Genomic DNA, 17,026 nt, shown 5'->3' with positions numbered 1-17,026 from the left:
TTTAAAAGAAATTCAACCATCTTCCAACTTCATCAATTATCTCTCTCCTAAGATTAAATGCACTTTTTCTACTCCTATTAATTTCTATATAAAGCTTCTCCATAGGCATTTTATCTTTATATTTCAATTCCAAGAATTTTTGATACTCGCTATTAAGCATTGTTATGTTAATCTTGAGCTTTATATTATTCCTTTCAATCTCTCTTATCTTTCTGTCTATCTTATATAATCGTTTCCTTATACGATTTTGTTCTTTTTCATCACTCGTTATTTGATTAATTAATTCACGTTCTGCATAACTTGTACCATCTGAACTACTTTGCACCCTTTCTTCAAATCCGATGCTGCTGCTTTGCTCCTGCAAACTATACTGAGTATTTTTAAGCTTATTTTCTAATAGTTCATATTGATTCGATAATAGATCCTTCTCTTTATTTAGGACCTTAATATCTTTCTCTGTTTCATAATATCTGTATAACATTTTTTCTATCTTCTTAAAGTATTCATTATTCATAAACATCTCTCCCTTAGTTATATGGCCTATTCATACATTGTTCTTTATCTCTGCAAGCTTCACAGTTCCCATTACACTCTTCATAGCTTGTCATATACTTTTTATCAATCTTGGATGCAATTATTACTGAAGCATATACCCCAACAATAATTACTAAACAACTTATAGCCACCAATATCAAAATACTAATTATCATTTCTAACACCTTCTTTTAAGATATTTCCCTCCAAATCTCGTATCTCTTGTGTTAACATGTTTAATTTAGCCTTTATTCTCTTTCCATTCATTTTGTAATAGCAGCTTGTCCAAGACAACTTGTCCTCTATTTCTTTATTTATTACCATTGCTTTAGCTGCATACTCTTCAAACTTCTTAGTATTCCCATTCATATATTGAATAATACTTCTTGCGCAATATTCTGCACATTCTTTAGTAACACCTTGATTTTCTAATGTTTTATTGACCATAAATTTCTCCTCCATCAAAAATGCCCTATTTTTTAAATTTTATACTACATAACAAAATATTATGTAAACTTCATCTTTTGTTCTTTAACTTTTTATCTATTTTCCTAATTTTACTTTTAAGTTCCTTTATACTATTAATTAGCTTCGTTTCCTCCGGTTTAGCTCTCTCATTTTTGTCTTTCTCTATCCTTAGTTTCCTTAATCTTAGATCCTTTAGTTTTTCTTTCTCCGTAACATCAACTGTTATTCCTTTTTCTTTAAGCTCTAAAACTAATTCATCTATATACATAGTTACCTCATCATGTTAATGAATTATGAATTACATTGGTATCTCATTTTCAACTTTTAACAAATGTACTTCGGAATATAATTCATCTAACTCCCAATATCTTTCTTTGGCTTTTTCTTCACCAAAGACTACCTCACATCTTTTCCCATTCCATGCTTCAAAAACTATTACATACATTTAAGTTTCATTCCTTTCCTTCCAATATTTTTGAATTGCGCATAAAAAAATATCGTATATTTATTTAAAATAATACGATATTTTGACTAATTTAATATTATTAATTTTATGTTTATTTTATCTACTGTATAAATCCAGATTTATAATGCTAATTTCTTCCACTTTCTTATCTTAGTCCTAAAAGTCCCAAATGGTGCAACTGTATTTACATGAATAAATTTATATACTTCCCATATCGCTGTTTTGGTAGCCTCATCAGCCCACTTCCTTTTATGAGGCTTAAATAATTCATCCTCAGTCATAACATCTATCATTTTGTAAATATCATCAATATTTTTATCGAGCATATTTTTTAATTCCCTTAAAGATAAATGAGCATATGTATCTGTAAACCATTGATACAATTCACCTAACTGGTTCCATTTAAACATTTCAGTTGGTGTTTTGACTTCTAATCCTGATCTTTCATCATTTTCCCACTTTAAAATTAAAGTTGTCCACCCCACTTGATAGGCAAGATTTTCGGCAGGAGTTCTGCCCACTTCTTCATATCTTTTATCCTTAAAATCTTCAGGAATGCTATCAAATTCTAAAATATATTTTTCATACGTTTTCTTAATTTCACCTTTTAATTCTTCTTTATTTTTGTATACTCTCATTTAATATCTCCTTTTCACTTCCAATTCACCATTTACAATATAATTTAATCATACCATTATTTGCATATGGCTTCAAATACCGTACTATTCAATTTTCAAAGAACAAATTTTCTTAATTAGTTCGCAATATTTTCAAATTATTCATAAACCTTTAATCTCATCTTTTCTTCTTGCTCATACTTGTCGATATTATTAATAGCTTCTTTATATATTTCTTTAGCTTTTTCTAAATTTTCTTCTATCGCAACATGTTTTTTTATCTTGAACGTAGGAAACCATATAACAACTCTCCATGCTTTTCTTGGTTTATACCAACTAATACCTTTAACCCCACTTTGAGGAATATCCTTTTTTCTACCTATAACTTCAGCTCTTTTTTCTTTTAAATTAACCTTAGAATCTCCAATACATTCTATTACTTGCTTGAATTTGCTTCCATCTGGCATTTTCCCTTGCTTATCTGTAAATTCTAAAAATTTGCCATACTTTAAACACTCTATTGTCTGAGTTCCATCATCAAACTTATAATCATTAATTTTTAACCACTTACATTCATTACAATTCACATCTCACACCTTCCTTTTTATCTAACTATTCAAATAATTAGCCCTATTCCATGCCATGATACTTCTTAATGCTTCTATTTGTGCTCTCTCATTTCTTAGCTTGTCCTTACATACTTCATACTCTATTTCTGCTATATCTCGTTTATATCTTAAGTCTGCAATCTCTGGTGTTCCTTTTGCTATATCAATAGCCATATTAGCTGGATAATTGTTCCCCCTACTCTTAAGAGAAGCTTCTTTTAATGCCAATGCTTTTCTATACTCTCTCTCTGCCGCTGCTAATATATAACCTCTTTTTTTGAGTTCAGATGTTAACATATCCAGTGTAGTTTTAGAATTCTCTAATAATGTTAATTCCTTAGCTATAACCACTTCTATTCCTCCATTTCATTTGAACTTATTTATTATCCATAAATGGCCATATGTTTTCTAAGCTCTATCCATGATCCTCCGTCTCTTATCTCTATCTTTATTCCTCTATCGGCAATTATAATTTCCCTACTGAATGTTTCCTTGTAGTGTTCAAACTGTACAACTATTAGATTTAATGTAGTCATTACAATCTTTCCATATTTAATACTTGCTATATTACCTTTTGAATCTATGGTTGAAACTTTAACTTTCATACCTCTATACTTCTTAAATTCCATATTCCACCTCATATAATTCTACTTTAACCAATGGCTTTTCCGCATAAAACTTTTCAATTTTCAAACTTACTATTTGACTATCATCTTTGTAAGCTAATCCATTTAAACTATCTAAAACAGATTTGGCTATATTATCAAGATCCGGTTTCTTAGTTGGTCTTAATATCCCATGTAACGCCTTTTCCTTCTTAGCTTTGCTTATACTCTTTGGTATTCCATAGTAACAAGTTATAATCGCTTCAACTTGATTCTCTGTATACTTTTCTCCTACAAGGCTTTGATACTGCATCTTTATTAAATTCTCATAACTTATTGTTTGATTCGGGGTATAAGTTCTACCCGTCTTTGTATTAAATCTCGGTCTTTGTTTTGCCTTTGGTTCTCCAGGAATAATAAAACAAGCTCTATACTTATCCATATAAACTTTCCTCCTAACTATCTTTTCATTTCTTTTTTCTTATCAGATATTTTGATTAAAACATCAGCTATTACTAATCCTGTCTTTGTTAAATCTGCATCATCTTGTATTAGTTTTTTATTATTCATGACCTGTAATTGTCTAGTGCTTACTAATATTAAATTATCTATTTCAAAGTTCTGTTTATTTCTATCCGCAAACATTACTGCATGTCCTCTTGGTATCGCTCCGAATTTTTCTTCCCAAATTATCCTATGTTTAAATTTCCACTTATTTGGTTCACCTACTTTAACCTCTGTGTATCCATCTATATTTATTCTTTCACTGCCTATCGGTCTATGATTAGGTGGTATATTCCCTTTTTTAAAAGATGTCTTATTAGGTTTAGCTATTCCCTTAGTTCCCTTATTATAAGGTTTATTCCCCTTTTTAAATTTTGCATCTAATCCATTAGGCAACTTATGATTTTTCTTATACCACCTTAATTGATCCTTAGTTAAATTAGTTCCAAATTCCTCATTAAACTTTATGGATAACTCTAAACTCGAAATACCTTTATAGTTCTTTTTAATAAAGTCCCTTTGTTCTGAAGTATATTTATGTGCCATAATTAACCCTCTAACATCTTAGGAATTTCAACTTTGCTTCTTCCTAAATTTTCAGCTTTAAATTTTTCTGCTTGTAAAGCTAAATTACCATTACTTATTATTTGCTGTGCTATAGAAGTCATTGCTTTAGCTCTTTCCATTTCAACCTGTAAATTCTCGCCTTTTAAGTCATCATCATTTAATCTTTCAAGCTGCTCAAATAAATGATTATTTAAATCTCCTAATGTATTTTTCATATTCTACCCTCCTAATTTATTAACTGTATTTGATTATTTAGTAATATAATTTCATCTTCTAATACTAATGGGACTCTATATCTATTAACTATCTCTTTAGCTTTTTCTAATTGACTTCTCTTTATGGCTTCATATCTAGTAACCCCAAATTCTCTTTTTATTTGATGTTGGATATCACTATAAACCTTTCCTCTCAAGGAATTGTCATTATAAGCAATACTTCTATATCCACCTAAAACTTCTGTTCCTTTCTTTCTTACTAATGCCTGTATTTCTTTGCAATCAATTTGGAATAAAGGCATGTCCTCTTCAAGCTTGTCTACTTTATTTTCGACTTGTACTATTTTTTCTTTCTGTTCCTTTAATACTTTAAACTGTAATTCCATTAGTTCCATGGGACTTAATTCTTTAATCTCTTTTAATTTCTTTTCACAAGCTATAAAATATTTTCTTGCTTCTTTACTTAACCTTTTAGTTTCTTCATTAGCCCTTGGAGCTATTCCAGCTATCATATTTATTTCTTTAGCTGCATCCAAAGTAAGAATATACTCTACTGATGGCCTTCCTCCTAAATCAGTAGTTTTCCCTTTTAAAAGGGTAAAGTCTAATCCTTTAACAGCTTCTATGTTGCTTAATTGTTTCTTGATCCAATCACTAAAATCTTGTTGTATTTTTAAAAACTCATGTAATTCTCTTGCGCTTACTAATTGTCTGCCATCTTTTTCTGTAATTTTTATTAATTCATTCATCCTCTTCACCTCTTAATTGATTATCATTTGATAACGCTAAGTTAGAACAATATCCAACATCAGCATTATCTTTTAGTATTTATTTAGACCATTTAATTTCTGATAAGCACTTATGACAAATATTCTTACCTCTAAAATTTTTAATTCCTTTAAAGTCTCCACAGAATATACAAGCAGGTTGATATTTCTTTAACAAAATCAAATCACCTTCTACAAATATCTCTACTGCATCCTTCTCTTTAATATCTAATGTCCTTCTTAATTCTATTGGTAATACTATTCTTCCTAAATCATCTAATTTTCTAACAACTCCTGTTGCTTTCATTATTAATCTTCCCCCTCATTTTTAATTGTTTATTAACTTTAAAAGCTACAATCACATGGCAACCATGAAATTTGCCCTATTAATTGCAATTCCTTTTCTACTTTTGCCCAAAACTTTTGTGGGCTTACCTTTTCACTTGGTATAAATCCTTGACATTTCATTTGAGCAAACTTTGGCTCTAACTCTTCTAAGAATTTATCTTTTAATATGCTGTACCCTATCTCATTTTCTGTTTCAACTGCTTCTCTCCATAGACTAGGATATAAGCAATATACTAAATACCATGATTGCATACCAGCCTTTAAACAACCTATACAATTAGCATGTCTATGCAATTCATATACTAATGGTCTTTTAATTCCTATTTCCTCTGTAGCTTCTATTGTTCTATCCCAAAAAGCTAACGGATAATCCGTCTTATAACCTTGTTGTCCTAATATGCTTGACCTTCTTTGTATTCTAGCTTTTTCATTTTTATCAAATCCATAAAGGATTGTTATTTCTTCTTTTTTGCCTTCCCAATTTTCTTTTAAGTATTTCTCAAAAGGCTTTGTCTTTAGATTATAGGTACATAAAACTGGAGACATTCCAAATTTAAAACCTCCAAGCTCTTTACAAACTCTTAAAGGTGTCTTATGTTCCCATCCTTCCATATTTGCGTAGGTTATTTCTAAACCTAAATATTTTGCAATTTCATTTTTAAATCTTTTAATATCTTCATGTTCAACTTCTGGGCTTATATTATGGTTTAAGAGTATTACATCCTCCTTGCCATATTTTCTTACTGTTTCTATTGCTACTAATGCGCTAGAATGTCCTCCACTGTAACATACAACGTATTTCATAACTACCACTACATACAAAATTCTTGTAGTGGAAATTAATAAGCACTCTTTGTAGAGCATCCGCTTAACTTTACACTTTAACGTTAATAAACACTTATAAAGCAACCTGGTCTACCAGGATTCAGTTATGCTTTTCTCCTTTCCTATTCATATATTTTTGTTCCTTTCATTCTAAAAATCAGATATTTAACTATTCCTCAGATTGAATCACTTCTAAGACTTCAACTGAATCATAATTATCTGCATACCATTTACCTAGATCCTCATATCTGTAAAACATTAATCCCGCTTTCTGTCCATTATCCTTTTCTATAAAATCTACTTGAATCTCTACTAATCCTTCAGCTAATTCTTTAACCTCATTTACTCTTGACATAAAAACCTCTCCCTTTTTATTTAATAAAAATATTTATAAACTTTGACTCTTTCCATCCTCTGTTTACTAGTTTTTTATTATGTCTTCTGTTTAGCTGTAATAAATCATATTTTTCTTTTCCTAACAGAACGAATATCCTTACTAATACCTGTGCTACATCAAAAGCTTCTTCGCTTATATGATGTCTATCGCCCTCTGTAATAGCTTCTTGTAATTCTTTATATTCTTCTTCAAGTTTATTGCTAACTCTTTCCCACGAGTCATTCTGATTGCTTTCTCCAGTAATTATATTTTTATCTAGTATCATTAACTTAAGTTTCATACTAAAGTTCCCTCGCTAGTCGCTATTCTAACAACAAGTTTTATTGAATCATTAGCTGACTCTCCTGTCTCATATCTCATTTGAGCTAATTCAGTTAACTCTTGTATTCTTCTGTTAAGTTTTTCTATAGCTGAATCTTTAGCTTTGATTACTTGCTTAAGATATATATTTTCTGTCTTTGGATCCTTAAGCATCTCTTTTATCACTTCTTGATTAATTTCTTCACTTGCTGCTATAGTTTCTTTATGGTTTAATCCATTTCTATTTATTGCTTCATAAAGCTTATCTTTATTCATTTTTCATCCCCCTATTTTTTTGAATTATTGGTTATTATCCATCATAATTTTATGCTTAAATAAATTTATAACTTTATCTTTACAATAATCTAGCATATTCTTTATTCTACTTTGCGAATATACAAACTTATGATGTTCCTCTGTGTTTTTAATACCTATCTCGTCACAACATTTGGGGCATATTTCCATATCTACAACACCTTTATCAGAATCTCTTCCATACTCTGGATTAGCTAACTGTAAAACTAAAGTTAGCTTTGCTCTTTTATGATATTCATCAAAACTCATTTCTTTTTTACAATAGTCACAATAATATCTTTCTTCTTTTACAATCATTTTTACCCTCCAGCTACCTCACAATATTTGCACTTACTGAGCTTTCTTAATATTTCTAATCCTATAGTTATACTCTCTTCCTACTATTTCAGTTATATTGTCTCCACACATTTGTAATACTCTACCACCAAGAGCTTCATCTAAATCTAATAACTGATTTAAAGTGCATTCTGTTGAGAATATTGTTGCTAATTTATTTGCATACCTAAAATTTAATATAGGGTATATATGCTTCATATCTGCCTCTGTGAGCTCTCCTGTTAATCTTCCACTCTTAACCTTATCCTTAAATAAATCATCTATCACAAGCACCTCTGTTCTTTTATAGCGGTTAATTAACTTGTTATAGTATTCATCATCCATACTATTAGCTTTAAGTTCCCTCATTGCTTCAAGGTATGGCATATATACAACTTTATGGTTTTTATTTAAAAGTGCTGCTCCTATTGATATACTCACATGACTTTTCCCTGCTCCTGATTGTCCTAATATTCCAAAACTATTTTCATCACTATTTGCATATTTTTCTTCAAACTGGATAATATAATTACTAGCTTTATGTTTTAAGTTAGTGGTTAAGGAGTCGAATGGTTTATAATCGTTCAATTTCTTAACCTCTTCTGCTTTTATACCGTAATTTTCCCAAAGTCTTTTTATATAGTCCATTTCATAACATTCGCATCTTCTGGCCCCATTAATAGTTATTATCCATGTTGTATCTTTACATTTGTTGCACTTATAACTAGAAGTCGATTTCTCCAACGTCTTCGATATGTTCATCTGATGGTCTTCTGAATTTTTCAAAGTCATATTCTGAGTCTTTGTTCGAGCTATTATCCTTTGTAGAATTTCCTCCAGTGGCATTACTATCATTCCTTCCTTTTGTCTGCCAATTTTGTAGAATTCCTAAAACGTATTTATAGTTATTTATCTTTCCTCTATTCATAGCTTCAGTAGCTGCATCCATTAACCATTGTCCTGAAAAAACTTCTATATCTGCTGCTATCTGATCCATAAGCATTGCTGTTACAATAAATCCACATTTCTCAAAATGTTTAAATATTTCTAAGTTTCCTTTACTACCACAACTACTACTTTTTTCACTACTACTATTTATAGTAGTAGTTGTTGGATTATGGATTTGGTTTATGGTTTTAGGTTTATGGTTTATGGTTTTGTCCCCTTGTCGTTCACTATTCGTATACGTATCGTCTGACGTATCGTTATAAATATTGGACAAGTAATCACATATAAAGGTCTTTATTGATGGGTTTTTAACATGTACAACCATATCACTTATAAAACTTACATCCCTAACATTTGATAAATCTTTCTTTATGCAGTCAAGCATTGGCTTGCCTCCTCTATTTAAGTTGTACTTGCCATAGTGTATAATGCATAACTCTTTACTTTCATTGTTGTATTTTATTAGCTTGTGATAATTTATAAATCTATCCATTAAGCTATTTATTGATTCAATACTATATCCTAAATCGAATGCCATCTGCTTTTTTACTATTCTGTATATTCCTATCATGTTTGTACATGGATTAGTAAGTAAATATAAGTAAAAGTATTTATCTTCAGGTGTCATTTCTTCCATCACTTTAGGATCTTGCCAAAATTCAGTGTAAACTAATCTAAATGGCATATTTATTCCTCCTATTTTGCCAGGGCATAAGCCCTAGCTTTTAATTAAATGGTGTATCATCAAAACTTCCTTGTGTTGGCCCTTCGTCAACTACATATGTTGTATCTACTATAGGTTCCTCTGTTGTAATTGGAGCTGCATCTACATCTACATAATTGAAGTTGCTTACCTTCTCCTCTTTAGCCTCTGACTTATAATCTAAATCTAATGCTTTTGCCATCTCAACTGACTTAGGAGCAAACTTAAGAACATCAATTAATACTGTTTTCTTGGCCATGCTATCAAAGTTCTTTGCCCAAACTGAATTTTTATTAACTTGACCATTGTAGGTATAATTCTTAGAAAAATCTTTTGCATGTTGTTCTACTCGTTCCCTGGACCATACTACAAAATCAAATCCACCATTCTTCAATTTATAAACTGCATAATAATGAGTTATCTTTGTACTAGGTACATCAGCAGGTTTATGAATTAAATTTTTATGAAGACCATACTCATAGCTAAATTCATCACCTTTTCTAACTTCATGTGCATATATAGCCTCATATTCTCCAGTATTGAATGCCATTTTCAGAATACCTTTGTACCCTACTTGGAAGTTAATTTCTACTATGCCTTTTTGATTGTTTTTATAAGGTATTACATATGCTTCACCAAGCACTGTATTAGGTTCTAATCCACACTGAGCACTTTGCATTAATGCACTTAAAAAACTTGTTGTATCAGCTTCCCAGAATACAGGATTCCCATTAAATAAACTTAATGCTATTCTGCTAAATCTCTCAGGTGTCATTGCTTTCCCAACCGCTTTTTTAATCTCTGGTAACATCTTTTCTAATGCACTAGCCATCTTCTTTTGTGGTGTAATTTGAGCTGTAGGAGTATGAGTTCCCTTGTTTGCTACTAATCCTCCATTTACATTTGCCATAATACATTCCTCCTTATTTACACTTACTTATTTTCATATTTACATATTCAGTAGTTCCTTTAAGTACTGCTTCATACGTTTGTGGGTATTTTTCTTTTAATAACTTGTTATCTATTGTTTCTCTAGCTACTACATATCTGCTGACTTTAAAATATCCATCTGTAGCTTTCTTGCTATTCTCCATCCTTAGGAATATCTCTTGCTTTACCTGTTCCTTCTCCTTTTCAAGAGTCTTTATTTTATCTACTAAGAAGTTATATCTGCTTAACAAATCGTTATTTATGTTAATTTCCTCTTCATCAGATAAAGCTTGTTGCTCTAAAATCTCATCTGTTTCTTTCTTAATTCCTGAAGGAGCTGGTGGAATTTTTGTTAAAATATGATTATTCCAAAAATCTTTGCCTATCTCTCTAAGAGCTTTAATATCCTCTTCATTTCTAGGAACTACTTTCCATTTGATTTCTTTCCCTAACATATAAATTATTAGAAAGTAATTTAACCCTGTAATTCCCATATAGTGCTGAACCTGAGTATAATACGTATCAGGTATCTCCTCACCTTGCCACATCTTTTTCAAGAACTCAGATCCGGTCTTAATTTCTAATCCAAACATTTCTCCTTTTGGTATAAACTTAATTTCTCCTGTATCTCTATTCTCCCAATACACATAATCTGATTCTAAAATTCCTATTCCATCAATATTAGCTGATAAAAAGTCTAATTCTTTATCTGCCATAGTGAATGGATATTCATATGTCTTAAGTTCAATATCTGTTTCTTTTTTAAAATCATCTTGAACCCATTCTCTAATTAATGGCTCCATACGTGTTCCAAACTGTGTATGAATATTTCCTTTAAACTTTTCTACTAATCCTAGCTTCTCGTTAAATACTGTTAATGCAGTACCATAATTACTAAATCCAGCTATTGCTCCTATTTCGCTTCCACCTATAGAATTACATCTTATTGATAACCATTTAGTTCTTTCTTCACTATCTTCCCTAGCATCAAAAATTACTTTTGCATTTTTAAATAAATCTCTATTTTCTATAAACTTAACCTTACTTTCACCTGATAAAATTAATTCCATAACTATCACCTATCCTATCTTTTCAACTTCTACACTATTGCTTTTAGTATTCATAACTTCAGTAACAAAGTATTGATATTCATCACTAGTCATTTCTGCTAAAAGCTTTGCTTGAGATACTTTATCTATTGCCTCAAATCCATCTAAACAAATTACTTTTAGTTCTCCAGCTTGTGCTTTAGCTACTCTCATTGCTAACGATAATTTTTCACCTGAACTAAGTCCTTCTATTAATGTCTCATTGATTCTTACTCTTCCATCTGTATCCACAGTAATACCCTCTATTGGCATCTTAGCTGTTTTTAGAAGTTCACCTGGTAAATTTCTTGCCATGTCTATCTTTGCTGTTAACTCGTTGGAATAAAGTTGTTTTGAAGCTAATATTCCATCTCTAATGTCGATAATTCTATCCCAATCTCTTAAGTAACCTACCATCTCAGCTACATGATCTGCTTCTGTTTGCAATGGTGTTATATCAATAGGTGTATTTTCTTTTAAATAATTAGCAGCTTTACCTATTCTGATTTCTTCTTTTTCAATTTCATTAGTTACTTTCTCATCAACAGAAAGTTTTTCTGCCTCTTCCCTTTCATCTAGTCCTCTTAACTCTTGCTCCTTGGTTGCAATTTTATTATTATTTATTGCTATAATATCTTTTTGCTCATCTACTGCTGCTAACATTTGTCTTTTCTTTTCATCTTTAAGCACTGCATATTTTTGCAATAACTCTTGATACTCTGATTCAAGTTGATTATCTAACTTGCTTAACTCATTTTCTAAAGTTATATTTGAGTTATCTATAAAGTTATTTGCTCTATCAATTTTGTTATTAGACAAAGCTATAATGTCATTTATATCCTCTCTATGTCCTTTGTAAGTTAAAGTTATATTGGCTTTCTGCTTTTCCCCTTTAGCTTTAATAGCTTCAATCTTAGTATCAAATTGTTCTTGAATGGATTTAGCCATCTCTATCAATCTATTAACTTCTTGAGCCTCACTTACTTTTGCATAATATTCTTGGATTTTAACGTTTCTCCATTCCTCTCCATCATATTCTGCAGGTAATTCTTCATATAACGCATTAATACGTGCATTTAGCTCCTTAACTTCTCTATTGACTTCTTCACGTGTTTTGTAGTATTTTTGTTCTATACTCTTAAGAATGAGTAAAATATGTTGAGTGTAGTCGATATCGTCCACTAGGTCGCCAAACCAATTTACGATGTCTTCTTCACTCCATGCTATTTCTAACATTGAAAGTAATGACTTTGTTTGTTCCTTAACACTTAAATTAACCCAATCTAAAGGTCTAAATATGTTTCCATTTACTAAAGTTCTTAAGAATTTTTCTGTACTAGGAACCCCTTCATCAGCCTTTCTAACTTTCAGATAATCACCTTTTTCATTTCTAAGCCTTCTATCAATCTCTAATTTGTCATCTAACTCTACAAATAATGTAGCTTCTTCTTCACCATGTTTTATAACTTCTGCTCTTCTACTCTTATTCGTAAAAGTCTTTTCTATAGCTTCTATTACTGATGTTTTTCCTGAACCCATAGGTCCTTTAAATATATTTACTTTGCCTGGTTCTAGTTCTAGTTCATCTATTCCTAAGAAACCATTAACCTTTAAGAATGATATTTTTGACATTTTTTCTACCTCTTTTCCTTATCTTTTTTATTATTCTATTTATTTCAACGGTATAAATTATTAATGCTGGTACACTAGCTAAAATCATACCGCCAAAGAAAAAACATATTCCCCATAAATTAATCCCCATATTATCCTCCTTAACACTTTCTTTAATATGTTAACTATCTTCTGTTAAGGCAATTAAGCCATTTAGCTTTTGTATCATTTCTTTTCATCTTCTTTTTTTAATAGATTTAATAACTCTTCACATGCATCCGAACCTAGTTCGTCAAATAGGATCATTGCTAAACGTTCATTGTAAAGTTTTTTATTATACTCACTTATTTCACCATTTATAGTTACTTTAATACCATCAACCATAGTTACTCTCTTTTCCATGGCCGGCCACCAAATCTCCTTCTATAATTTTTTATATTATATTCATTTCTTTCTAGTGATGTTACTACTACCTTGTTGCATTTAGGACATTTAATTTCATACCTTAAATATCCATTTAGTTTAATTTTGAAAAGTAATTTATTGCATTCTGGACATCTTATAATCATTTGTCATTCCTCCAAATATTCGATGCCCCTACATTCCCCTAAGAATTAAATAGAATCAATTGCTTCACAAACATCTACTAGACTATTAATTACAGTCTCTCTTGCTTCCACACTACTTGGAGAAATACGAATCTCTCTATAGTAATCTGTATCTTTCCAATTTCTCCATCCATCGTTATAGACTTCAACAGTCAATAGCTTTAAATTAGGTTTTAAACTTACAAATATGTCTGCTTTACTTTGAGCGTTCTTTACAAGAGCTTTATCCATAATGTTATAAATAAGACTCCTTATCTCTAAATCATCCATTTATTACTCTCCTCTTTTATTGATATTTTCCTATTTTAAGGACAAACTACATTTGAGTTGTTTTTAACGCAACTTAATTTTCAAAAAAAATTTCGCTTATTTTCTGTGGCGTTAAATCTAAAACTTTTTTCAATAGTCTTATCTCGGAAGCTTTAAATTCAATTAATCCATTTTCTTTTTTAGAGTATGTTGAAACATCTATATTTAGATATTCACTTATATTTTTTTGAGTTATTCCAATTTTAATTCTTTCAGCTTTCAAAAGATTCGATTTCATCTAATCCCCCCTTTCAGTTTCGTCTAGTGCAACTTTATGTTTATATAATATTTCTTTTAACGCAACTTGTCAATAGGTTTTATAAAAAAAGTTTCTTGTAATGCAACTTTTATTTATTTTAACGCAACTTGGCTTATAATTATTTTATGGAGGTGAGTATATGATAACCTTTGGTGAAAGATTAAAAGAATTAAGAAATTCAAAAAAGTTGACACAAAAACAATTAGCAGATATTTTCTATTTAAATAAAAGTTCAATTTCAAGATATGAGAACAATAGTCAGATGCCTGAAAATGAAATTCTACAAAAATTAGCTGATTTTTTCGAGGTATCAATAGATTATTTATTGTGTAGAACGGATGAGCAAATGCCTCCAATTAGCAATAATTCTCTAAGTAAAAAAGAAAAATTGGATATAGAAAAAGAAGCCTTACACATGATTGAAAATATAGATAATGCTGATGTAATTGAATTTTGTGGTACCCCTGCTGATGATGATGATAAAGAATTTCTTAGGATGGCTTATGAAAGATTCTTATCTGATGTAAGAGTATACAACAAAATGAAATATACTCCAAAAAAATATAAAAAATAAAGTGGGTGAGAATTTATGAGTTTATTTGATATTTTTAAAGTATCTAAGATTAAATCCGAAAATAATAAATTGAAGAATGATCTTAAGTCGTTACAAGATAAAATCGATTCACTAGGAATAACTCAATACGATGAAATACAGGAAATGATAAAACAAGAAAATGAAAAACTTTCTAAACTTAGAGATGATAATTTACTCTTAAACACTAAAAATGAACAACTTAATATAAGTATATCTAAACAAGAAAATACAATAACTACCCAATCTAAAAAGCTTTCAAGAATTAGAGAATTATATAAAAGTGTCGATTATTCATTAAATAACTTTTTTGATTCTGATATTCCTTACGAATCATTAAAAATTCATAAAAGTATTTTAGATGAAATTGATTCTATATCTCCTACAGTAGAACTAAAATTACACTGCATGGATGTTAAATCATTAAGAAAAGAATATAAATCAAATGCCAAACAAATAGACAATATACTCTCTAAATATTCTTCTAGATATACAACTAAAGCTAATAAAGCTATCTATAATTTAATGGTTATTGCTTTAAAAGCTGAATTGCAAAACATACTATATAATTTAAAATACGAAAAATTGGACAAGTCTATTGATGATATTAAGAAAATTACAGAAAAGTACTTGAAAATAGCTGGAGAAGGTAATCAAAGTATTGCTGGAACTCTTACTAAATTCATTGGAGAAGTAGAGTATTTATTCATTAATGCTATAAAAATAGAATATAACTATTATGTTAAAAAGGAACAAGCTAAACAAGAGCAACTTGCTATTAAACAACAAATGAAAGAGGAAGCTGAGGAACGTAAATTGCTTCAACAACAACAAAAGAAAATTGAAAAAGAAGAAGAAAAATATAAAAACGAAATTGAAAAACTTCAATCTCAATTGCTTCCCGAAAATAATTCCGAAGAAAATGAAAAACTCAAAGCTCGTATTATTGAATTACAAACCCAACTGGCTGATGTAAATATTAAAAAGGAAGAAATCGTAAAGCTTCAAAACGGAAAGGCCGGAAACGTTTATATAATTAGTAACTTAGGGTCATTTGGTGATGATATATTTAAAATAGGTATGACTAGAAGACTTAATCCTCAAGAAAGAATAGATGAACTAGGCAGTGCTAGTGTTCCATTCAAATTTGATGTTCATAGCTTTATATTCTCAGATAATGCCGTGGATCTTGAGAAAAAACTCCATGAATTACTTAGCAAAAATCGATTAAATAAAGTTAATTTAAGAAAAGAATTCTTTAAGCTTCAAATTGACGAATTAGAAGAACTAGTTACTTCTATTGATCCAACTGCTGAATTCACAAAAACTATGATTGCTGATGAATTTAGACAATCTCAGTCAACAGATGAGCTTTATACTGATGATTATAATTATAACGATGAAAATATAGATGATTATAGTGATGAATTATGTAACTGCTAGATAACATCATTACTTTATGTGATGTTAATATAAAACACTAAAGATAAAATTATTAAAAAACAAAAGAATTTAGCTGTAAGATGGCAAGGGTTAGTAGGCATTCATAAGAATTATGTGGGGGAATGCTTAATGTTAAATATAAAAAATGAAGTAAAAAAAATAATAAAGAAATATAATACTAATAATCCTTTTGAATTATGTGATTTTTTAGGTATTTGGGTATATGTAATGCCTCTAGGTAAGATTGAAGGTCATTATACATATAATAAAAGGAAAAAGGTATTTTTTATAAATGAAAATCTTTCAGAGGAACAAAAATGCTTTTGTTGTGCTCACGAACTTGGACATGCATTGTTGCATACCAAGTCTAATGTATACTTTAATAGTTCTAAAACTTTTTTTGTACAAAACAAACTTGAAAATCAAGCTAATGAATTTGCTGCTGAACTATTAATAGATGATGCTTTGTTAGAATACTTTGATGGATATTCATTAAAAAAAATTTCAGAATGTACTGGAATAGATATAAAATATTTAGAGTTAAAATTTAAAAAATAATATACAATGCCTATATTAGAGAGCCACAGAGCACCAACCCTTAAATTAAAATTAACATTCCCAATATATTCGAAGTATAATATGTGTTCACTGAACACTATTATTTTTAATCATTAAAAGAACGTG

At 29.8% G+C, this 17,026-nt stretch carries 32 protein-coding genes; 3 read left to right on the top strand and 29 right to left on the bottom strand.

Features of this window, described 5'->3' with window-relative positions; translation table 11 throughout:
- Position 1: 1 nt before the first annotated feature.
- From H8S20_RS01625 to H8S20_RS01485, 29 genes are all read right to left on the bottom strand, one after another.
- Positions 2-514, bottom strand: coding sequence for a coiled-coil domain-containing protein (locus H8S20_RS01625; protein WP_186859134.1), 513 nt, complete (start codon positions 512-514; stop codon positions 2-4).
- Between the two features lie 13 nt (positions 515-527).
- Positions 528-710 carry a hypothetical protein gene (locus tag H8S20_RS01620; RefSeq protein WP_186859133.1) on the bottom strand — a complete coding sequence of 61 codons (183 nt, stop codon included), beginning with the start codon at positions 708-710 and terminating at the stop codon, positions 528-530.
- A complete protein-coding gene (locus H8S20_RS01615; protein ID WP_186859132.1) occupies positions 700-981 on the bottom strand; it encodes a hypothetical protein in 282 nt (93 codons plus the stop codon). The genes H8S20_RS01620 and H8S20_RS01615 overlap by 11 nt, the downstream gene beginning before the upstream one ends.
- 70 nt (positions 982-1,051) lie before the next feature.
- Positions 1,052-1,270: a hypothetical protein gene (locus tag H8S20_RS01610; RefSeq protein ID WP_186859131.1), complete on the bottom strand. Its 219-nt coding sequence runs from the start codon at positions 1,268-1,270 to the stop codon at positions 1,052-1,054.
- Positions 1,271-1,300: 30 nt separating this feature from the next.
- Complete coding sequence (locus tag H8S20_RS01605; protein WP_186859130.1) at positions 1,301-1,447, bottom strand: hypothetical protein; 147 nt, start codon at positions 1,445-1,447, stop codon at positions 1,301-1,303.
- 140 nt (positions 1,448-1,587) lie between these two features.
- Positions 1,588-2,106: a ClbS/DfsB family four-helix bundle protein gene (locus tag H8S20_RS01600; protein ID WP_186838243.1), complete on the bottom strand. Its 519-nt coding sequence runs from the start codon at positions 2,104-2,106 to the stop codon at positions 1,588-1,590.
- 137 nt (positions 2,107-2,243) lie between these two features.
- Positions 2,244-2,672, bottom strand: coding sequence for a hypothetical protein (locus tag H8S20_RS01595; RefSeq protein WP_186859129.1), 429 nt, complete (start codon positions 2,670-2,672; stop codon positions 2,244-2,246).
- Positions 2,673-2,693: 21 nt separating this feature from the next.
- A complete protein-coding gene (locus tag H8S20_RS01590; protein ID WP_186859128.1) occupies positions 2,694-3,044 on the bottom strand; it encodes a hypothetical protein in 351 nt (116 codons plus the stop codon).
- Between the two features lie 32 nt (positions 3,045-3,076).
- Entirely contained in the window at positions 3,077-3,322 is a 246-nt protein-coding gene (locus H8S20_RS01585) for a hypothetical protein (protein ID WP_186859127.1), read from the bottom strand.
- Positions 3,312-3,740: a RusA family crossover junction endodeoxyribonuclease gene (locus H8S20_RS01580; RefSeq protein ID WP_186859126.1), complete on the bottom strand. Its 429-nt coding sequence runs from the start codon at positions 3,738-3,740 to the stop codon at positions 3,312-3,314. Before H8S20_RS01580 ends, H8S20_RS01585 begins: the two co-directional genes overlap by 11 nt.
- 17 nt (positions 3,741-3,757) lie before the next feature.
- Positions 3,758-4,348, bottom strand: a complete 591-nt coding sequence (locus H8S20_RS01575) for an HNH endonuclease signature motif containing protein (RefSeq protein ID WP_186859125.1) — start codon at positions 4,346-4,348, stop codon at positions 3,758-3,760.
- Between the two features lie 2 nt (positions 4,349-4,350).
- Entirely contained in the window at positions 4,351-4,584 is a 234-nt protein-coding gene (locus H8S20_RS01570; protein WP_186859124.1) for a hypothetical protein, read from the bottom strand.
- Between the two features lie 11 nt (positions 4,585-4,595).
- Positions 4,596-5,333 carry an ORF6C domain-containing protein gene (locus tag H8S20_RS01565; RefSeq protein WP_186859123.1) on the bottom strand — a complete coding sequence of 246 codons (738 nt, stop codon included), beginning with the start codon at positions 5,331-5,333 and terminating at the stop codon, positions 4,596-4,598.
- A gap of 79 nt (positions 5,334-5,412) precedes the next feature.
- Complete coding sequence (locus H8S20_RS01560; RefSeq protein WP_186859122.1) at positions 5,413-5,658, bottom strand: AbrB/MazE/SpoVT family DNA-binding domain-containing protein; 246 nt, start codon at positions 5,656-5,658, stop codon at positions 5,413-5,415.
- A gap of 38 nt (positions 5,659-5,696) precedes the next feature.
- Positions 5,697-6,503, bottom strand: a complete 807-nt coding sequence (locus H8S20_RS01555) for a hypothetical protein (protein ID WP_186859121.1) — start codon at positions 6,501-6,503, stop codon at positions 5,697-5,699.
- 190 nt (positions 6,504-6,693) lie between these two features.
- Positions 6,694-6,879: a hypothetical protein gene (locus H8S20_RS01550; protein ID WP_186859120.1), complete on the bottom strand. Its 186-nt coding sequence runs from the start codon at positions 6,877-6,879 to the stop codon at positions 6,694-6,696.
- Positions 6,880-6,895: 16 nt separating this feature from the next.
- Positions 6,896-7,201, bottom strand: a complete 306-nt coding sequence (locus tag H8S20_RS01545) for a pyrophosphohydrolase domain-containing protein (protein WP_186859119.1) — start codon at positions 7,199-7,201, stop codon at positions 6,896-6,898.
- Positions 7,198-7,497 (bottom strand): Spo0E family sporulation regulatory protein-aspartic acid phosphatase, encoded by a 300-nt coding sequence (locus tag H8S20_RS01540; RefSeq protein WP_186859118.1) that lies wholly within the window; start codon positions 7,495-7,497, stop codon positions 7,198-7,200. Before H8S20_RS01540 ends, H8S20_RS01545 begins: the two co-directional genes overlap by 4 nt.
- Positions 7,498-7,521: 24 nt before the next feature.
- Positions 7,522-7,833 carry a hypothetical protein gene (locus H8S20_RS01535; RefSeq protein ID WP_186859117.1) on the bottom strand — a complete coding sequence of 104 codons (312 nt, stop codon included), beginning with the start codon at positions 7,831-7,833 and terminating at the stop codon, positions 7,522-7,524.
- Positions 7,834-7,866: 33 nt separating this feature from the next.
- Positions 7,867-8,613, bottom strand: a complete 747-nt coding sequence (locus tag H8S20_RS01530; RefSeq protein ID WP_186859116.1) for an ATP-binding protein — start codon at positions 8,611-8,613, stop codon at positions 7,867-7,869.
- Positions 8,576-9,484: a DnaD domain-containing protein gene (locus H8S20_RS01525; RefSeq protein ID WP_186859115.1), complete on the bottom strand. Its 909-nt coding sequence runs from the start codon at positions 9,482-9,484 to the stop codon at positions 8,576-8,578. Before H8S20_RS01525 ends, H8S20_RS01530 begins: the two co-directional genes overlap by 38 nt.
- A 40-nt stretch (positions 9,485-9,524) precedes the next feature.
- Positions 9,525-10,412, bottom strand: coding sequence for a recombinase RecT (locus H8S20_RS01520; RefSeq protein ID WP_186859114.1), 888 nt, complete (start codon positions 10,410-10,412; stop codon positions 9,525-9,527).
- Positions 10,413-10,425: 13 nt separating this feature from the next.
- The gene (locus tag H8S20_RS01515; RefSeq protein ID WP_186859113.1) at positions 10,426-11,502 is read right to left on the bottom strand and encodes a YqaJ viral recombinase family nuclease; all 1,077 of its coding nucleotides are present in this window, start codon (positions 11,500-11,502) and stop codon (positions 10,426-10,428) included.
- 9 nt (positions 11,503-11,511) lie between these two features.
- Positions 11,512-13,152 (bottom strand): AAA family ATPase, encoded by a 1,641-nt coding sequence (locus tag H8S20_RS01510; protein WP_186859112.1) that lies wholly within the window; start codon positions 13,150-13,152, stop codon positions 11,512-11,514.
- Positions 13,124-13,282 carry a hypothetical protein gene (locus tag H8S20_RS01505; protein ID WP_186859111.1) on the bottom strand — a complete coding sequence of 53 codons (159 nt, stop codon included), beginning with the start codon at positions 13,280-13,282 and terminating at the stop codon, positions 13,124-13,126. Before H8S20_RS01505 ends, H8S20_RS01510 begins: the two co-directional genes overlap by 29 nt.
- Before the next feature lie 74 nt (positions 13,283-13,356).
- On the bottom strand, positions 13,357-13,533 hold the full coding sequence (locus H8S20_RS01500; RefSeq protein WP_186859110.1) for a hypothetical protein: 177 nt from the start codon (positions 13,531-13,533) through the stop codon (positions 13,357-13,359).
- The gene (locus H8S20_RS01495; RefSeq protein ID WP_186859109.1) at positions 13,518-13,700 is read right to left on the bottom strand and encodes a hypothetical protein; all 183 of its coding nucleotides are present in this window, start codon (positions 13,698-13,700) and stop codon (positions 13,518-13,520) included. Before H8S20_RS01495 ends, H8S20_RS01500 begins: the two co-directional genes overlap by 16 nt.
- A 45-nt stretch (positions 13,701-13,745) precedes the next feature.
- On the bottom strand, positions 13,746-14,009 hold the full coding sequence (locus tag H8S20_RS01490; protein ID WP_186859108.1) for a hypothetical protein: 264 nt from the start codon (positions 14,007-14,009) through the stop codon (positions 13,746-13,748).
- A 73-nt stretch (positions 14,010-14,082) separates the two neighbouring features.
- Complete coding sequence (locus H8S20_RS01485; RefSeq protein ID WP_186859107.1) at positions 14,083-14,286, bottom strand: helix-turn-helix domain-containing protein; 204 nt, start codon at positions 14,284-14,286, stop codon at positions 14,083-14,085.
- Between the two features lie 160 nt (positions 14,287-14,446).
- Here H8S20_RS01485 and H8S20_RS01480 point away from each other — a divergent pair, with 160 nt between their 5' ends.
- The 3 genes from H8S20_RS01480 to H8S20_RS01470 all read left to right on the top strand — a co-directional run bounded on the left by H8S20_RS01480 (position 14,447) and on the right by H8S20_RS01470 (position 16,900).
- The gene (locus tag H8S20_RS01480) at positions 14,447-14,881 is read left to right on the top strand and encodes a helix-turn-helix domain-containing protein (RefSeq protein ID WP_186859106.1); all 435 of its coding nucleotides are present in this window, start codon (positions 14,447-14,449) and stop codon (positions 14,879-14,881) included.
- A gap of 69 nt (positions 14,882-14,950) precedes the next feature.
- Complete coding sequence (locus tag H8S20_RS20305) at positions 14,951-16,342, top strand: GIY-YIG nuclease family protein (protein WP_243177460.1); 1,392 nt, start codon at positions 14,951-14,953, stop codon at positions 16,340-16,342.
- 129 nt (positions 16,343-16,471) lie between these two features.
- Entirely contained in the window at positions 16,472-16,900 is a 429-nt protein-coding gene (locus tag H8S20_RS01470) for an ImmA/IrrE family metallo-endopeptidase (RefSeq protein ID WP_186859105.1), read from the top strand.
- Positions 16,901-17,026: the final 126 nt, after the last annotated feature.

The sequence above is a fragment of the Clostridium hominis genome (genome assembly GCF_014287825.1).
GTDB lineage: Bacteria > Bacillota > Clostridia > Clostridiales > Clostridiaceae > Clostridium > Clostridium hominis.
The sequence above is the reverse complement of the archived record's forward strand: the minus strand, read 5'-3'. Positions and strand labels throughout refer to the sequence as shown.

What these genes read in the sequence shown, in the direction of transcription:
- H8S20_RS01625 (WP_186859134.1), bottom strand. Translation starts at nt 514, where the DNA reads ATGAATAATGAATACTTTAAGAAGATAGAAAAAATGTTATACAGATAT.
- H8S20_RS01620 (WP_186859133.1), bottom strand. Translation starts at nt 710, where the DNA reads ATGATAATTAGTATTTTGATATTGGTGGCTATAAGTTGTTTAGTAATT.
- H8S20_RS01615 (WP_186859132.1), bottom strand. Translation starts at nt 981, where the DNA reads ATGGTCAATAAAACATTAGAAAATCAAGGTGTTACTAAAGAATGTGCA.
- H8S20_RS01610 (WP_186859131.1), bottom strand. Translation starts at nt 1,270, where the DNA reads ATGTATATAGATGAATTAGTTTTAGAGCTTAAAGAAAAAGGAATAACA.
- H8S20_RS01605 (WP_186859130.1), bottom strand. Translation starts at nt 1,447, where the DNA reads ATGTATGTAATAGTTTTTGAAGCATGGAATGGGAAAAGATGTGAGGTA.
- H8S20_RS01600 (WP_186838243.1), bottom strand. Translation starts at nt 2,106, where the DNA reads ATGAGAGTATACAAAAATAAAGAAGAATTAAAAGGTGAAATTAAGAAA.
- H8S20_RS01585 (WP_186859127.1), bottom strand. Translation starts at nt 3,322, where the DNA reads ATGGAATTTAAGAAGTATAGAGGTATGAAAGTTAAAGTTTCAACCATA.
- H8S20_RS01580 (WP_186859126.1), bottom strand. Translation starts at nt 3,740, where the DNA reads ATGGATAAGTATAGAGCTTGTTTTATTATTCCTGGAGAACCAAAGGCA.
- H8S20_RS01575 (WP_186859125.1), bottom strand. Translation starts at nt 4,348, where the DNA reads ATGGCACATAAATATACTTCAGAACAAAGGGACTTTATTAAAAAGAAC.
- H8S20_RS01570 (WP_186859124.1), bottom strand. Translation starts at nt 4,584, where the DNA reads ATGAAAAATACATTAGGAGATTTAAATAATCATTTATTTGAGCAGCTT.
- H8S20_RS01565 (WP_186859123.1), bottom strand. Translation starts at nt 5,333, where the DNA reads ATGAATGAATTAATAAAAATTACAGAAAAAGATGGCAGACAATTAGTA.
- H8S20_RS01560 (WP_186859122.1), bottom strand. Translation starts at nt 5,658, where the DNA reads ATGAAAGCAACAGGAGTTGTTAGAAAATTAGATGATTTAGGAAGAATA.
- H8S20_RS01555 (WP_186859121.1), bottom strand. Translation starts at nt 6,503, where the DNA reads ATGAAATACGTTGTATGTTACAGTGGAGGACATTCTAGCGCATTAGTA.
- H8S20_RS01550 (WP_186859120.1), bottom strand. Translation starts at nt 6,879, where the DNA reads ATGTCAAGAGTAAATGAGGTTAAAGAATTAGCTGAAGGATTAGTAGAG.
- H8S20_RS01545 (WP_186859119.1), bottom strand. Translation starts at nt 7,201, where the DNA reads ATGAAACTTAAGTTAATGATACTAGATAAAAATATAATTACTGGAGAA.
- H8S20_RS01540 (WP_186859118.1), bottom strand. Translation starts at nt 7,497, where the DNA reads ATGAATAAAGATAAGCTTTATGAAGCAATAAATAGAAATGGATTAAAC.
- H8S20_RS01535 (WP_186859117.1), bottom strand. Translation starts at nt 7,833, where the DNA reads ATGATTGTAAAAGAAGAAAGATATTATTGTGACTATTGTAAAAAAGAA.
- H8S20_RS01530 (WP_186859116.1), bottom strand. Translation starts at nt 8,613, where the DNA reads ATGAACATATCGAAGACGTTGGAGAAATCGACTTCTAGTTATAAGTGC.
- H8S20_RS01525 (WP_186859115.1), bottom strand. Translation starts at nt 9,484, where the DNA reads ATGCCATTTAGATTAGTTTACACTGAATTTTGGCAAGATCCTAAAGTG.
- H8S20_RS01520 (WP_186859114.1), bottom strand. Translation starts at nt 10,412, where the DNA reads ATGGCAAATGTAAATGGAGGATTAGTAGCAAACAAGGGAACTCATACT.
- H8S20_RS01515 (WP_186859113.1), bottom strand. Translation starts at nt 11,502, where the DNA reads ATGGAATTAATTTTATCAGGTGAAAGTAAGGTTAAGTTTATAGAAAAT.
- H8S20_RS01510 (WP_186859112.1), bottom strand. Translation starts at nt 13,152, where the DNA reads ATGTCAAAAATATCATTCTTAAAGGTTAATGGTTTCTTAGGAATAGAT.
- H8S20_RS01505 (WP_186859111.1), bottom strand. Translation starts at nt 13,282, where the DNA reads ATGGGGATTAATTTATGGGGAATATGTTTTTTCTTTGGCGGTATGATT.
- H8S20_RS01500 (WP_186859110.1), bottom strand. Translation starts at nt 13,533, where the DNA reads ATGGAAAAGAGAGTAACTATGGTTGATGGTATTAAAGTAACTATAAAT.
- H8S20_RS01495 (WP_186859109.1), bottom strand. Translation starts at nt 13,700, where the DNA reads ATGATTATAAGATGTCCAGAATGCAATAAATTACTTTTCAAAATTAAA.
- H8S20_RS01490 (WP_186859108.1), bottom strand. Translation starts at nt 14,009, where the DNA reads ATGGATGATTTAGAGATAAGGAGTCTTATTTATAACATTATGGATAAA.
- H8S20_RS01485 (WP_186859107.1), bottom strand. Translation starts at nt 14,286, where the DNA reads ATGAAATCGAATCTTTTGAAAGCTGAAAGAATTAAAATTGGAATAACT.
- H8S20_RS01480 (WP_186859106.1), top strand. Translation starts at nt 14,447, where the DNA reads ATGATAACCTTTGGTGAAAGATTAAAAGAATTAAGAAATTCAAAAAAG.
- H8S20_RS01470 (WP_186859105.1), top strand. Translation starts at nt 16,472, where the DNA reads ATGTTAAATATAAAAAATGAAGTAAAAAAAATAATAAAGAAATATAAT.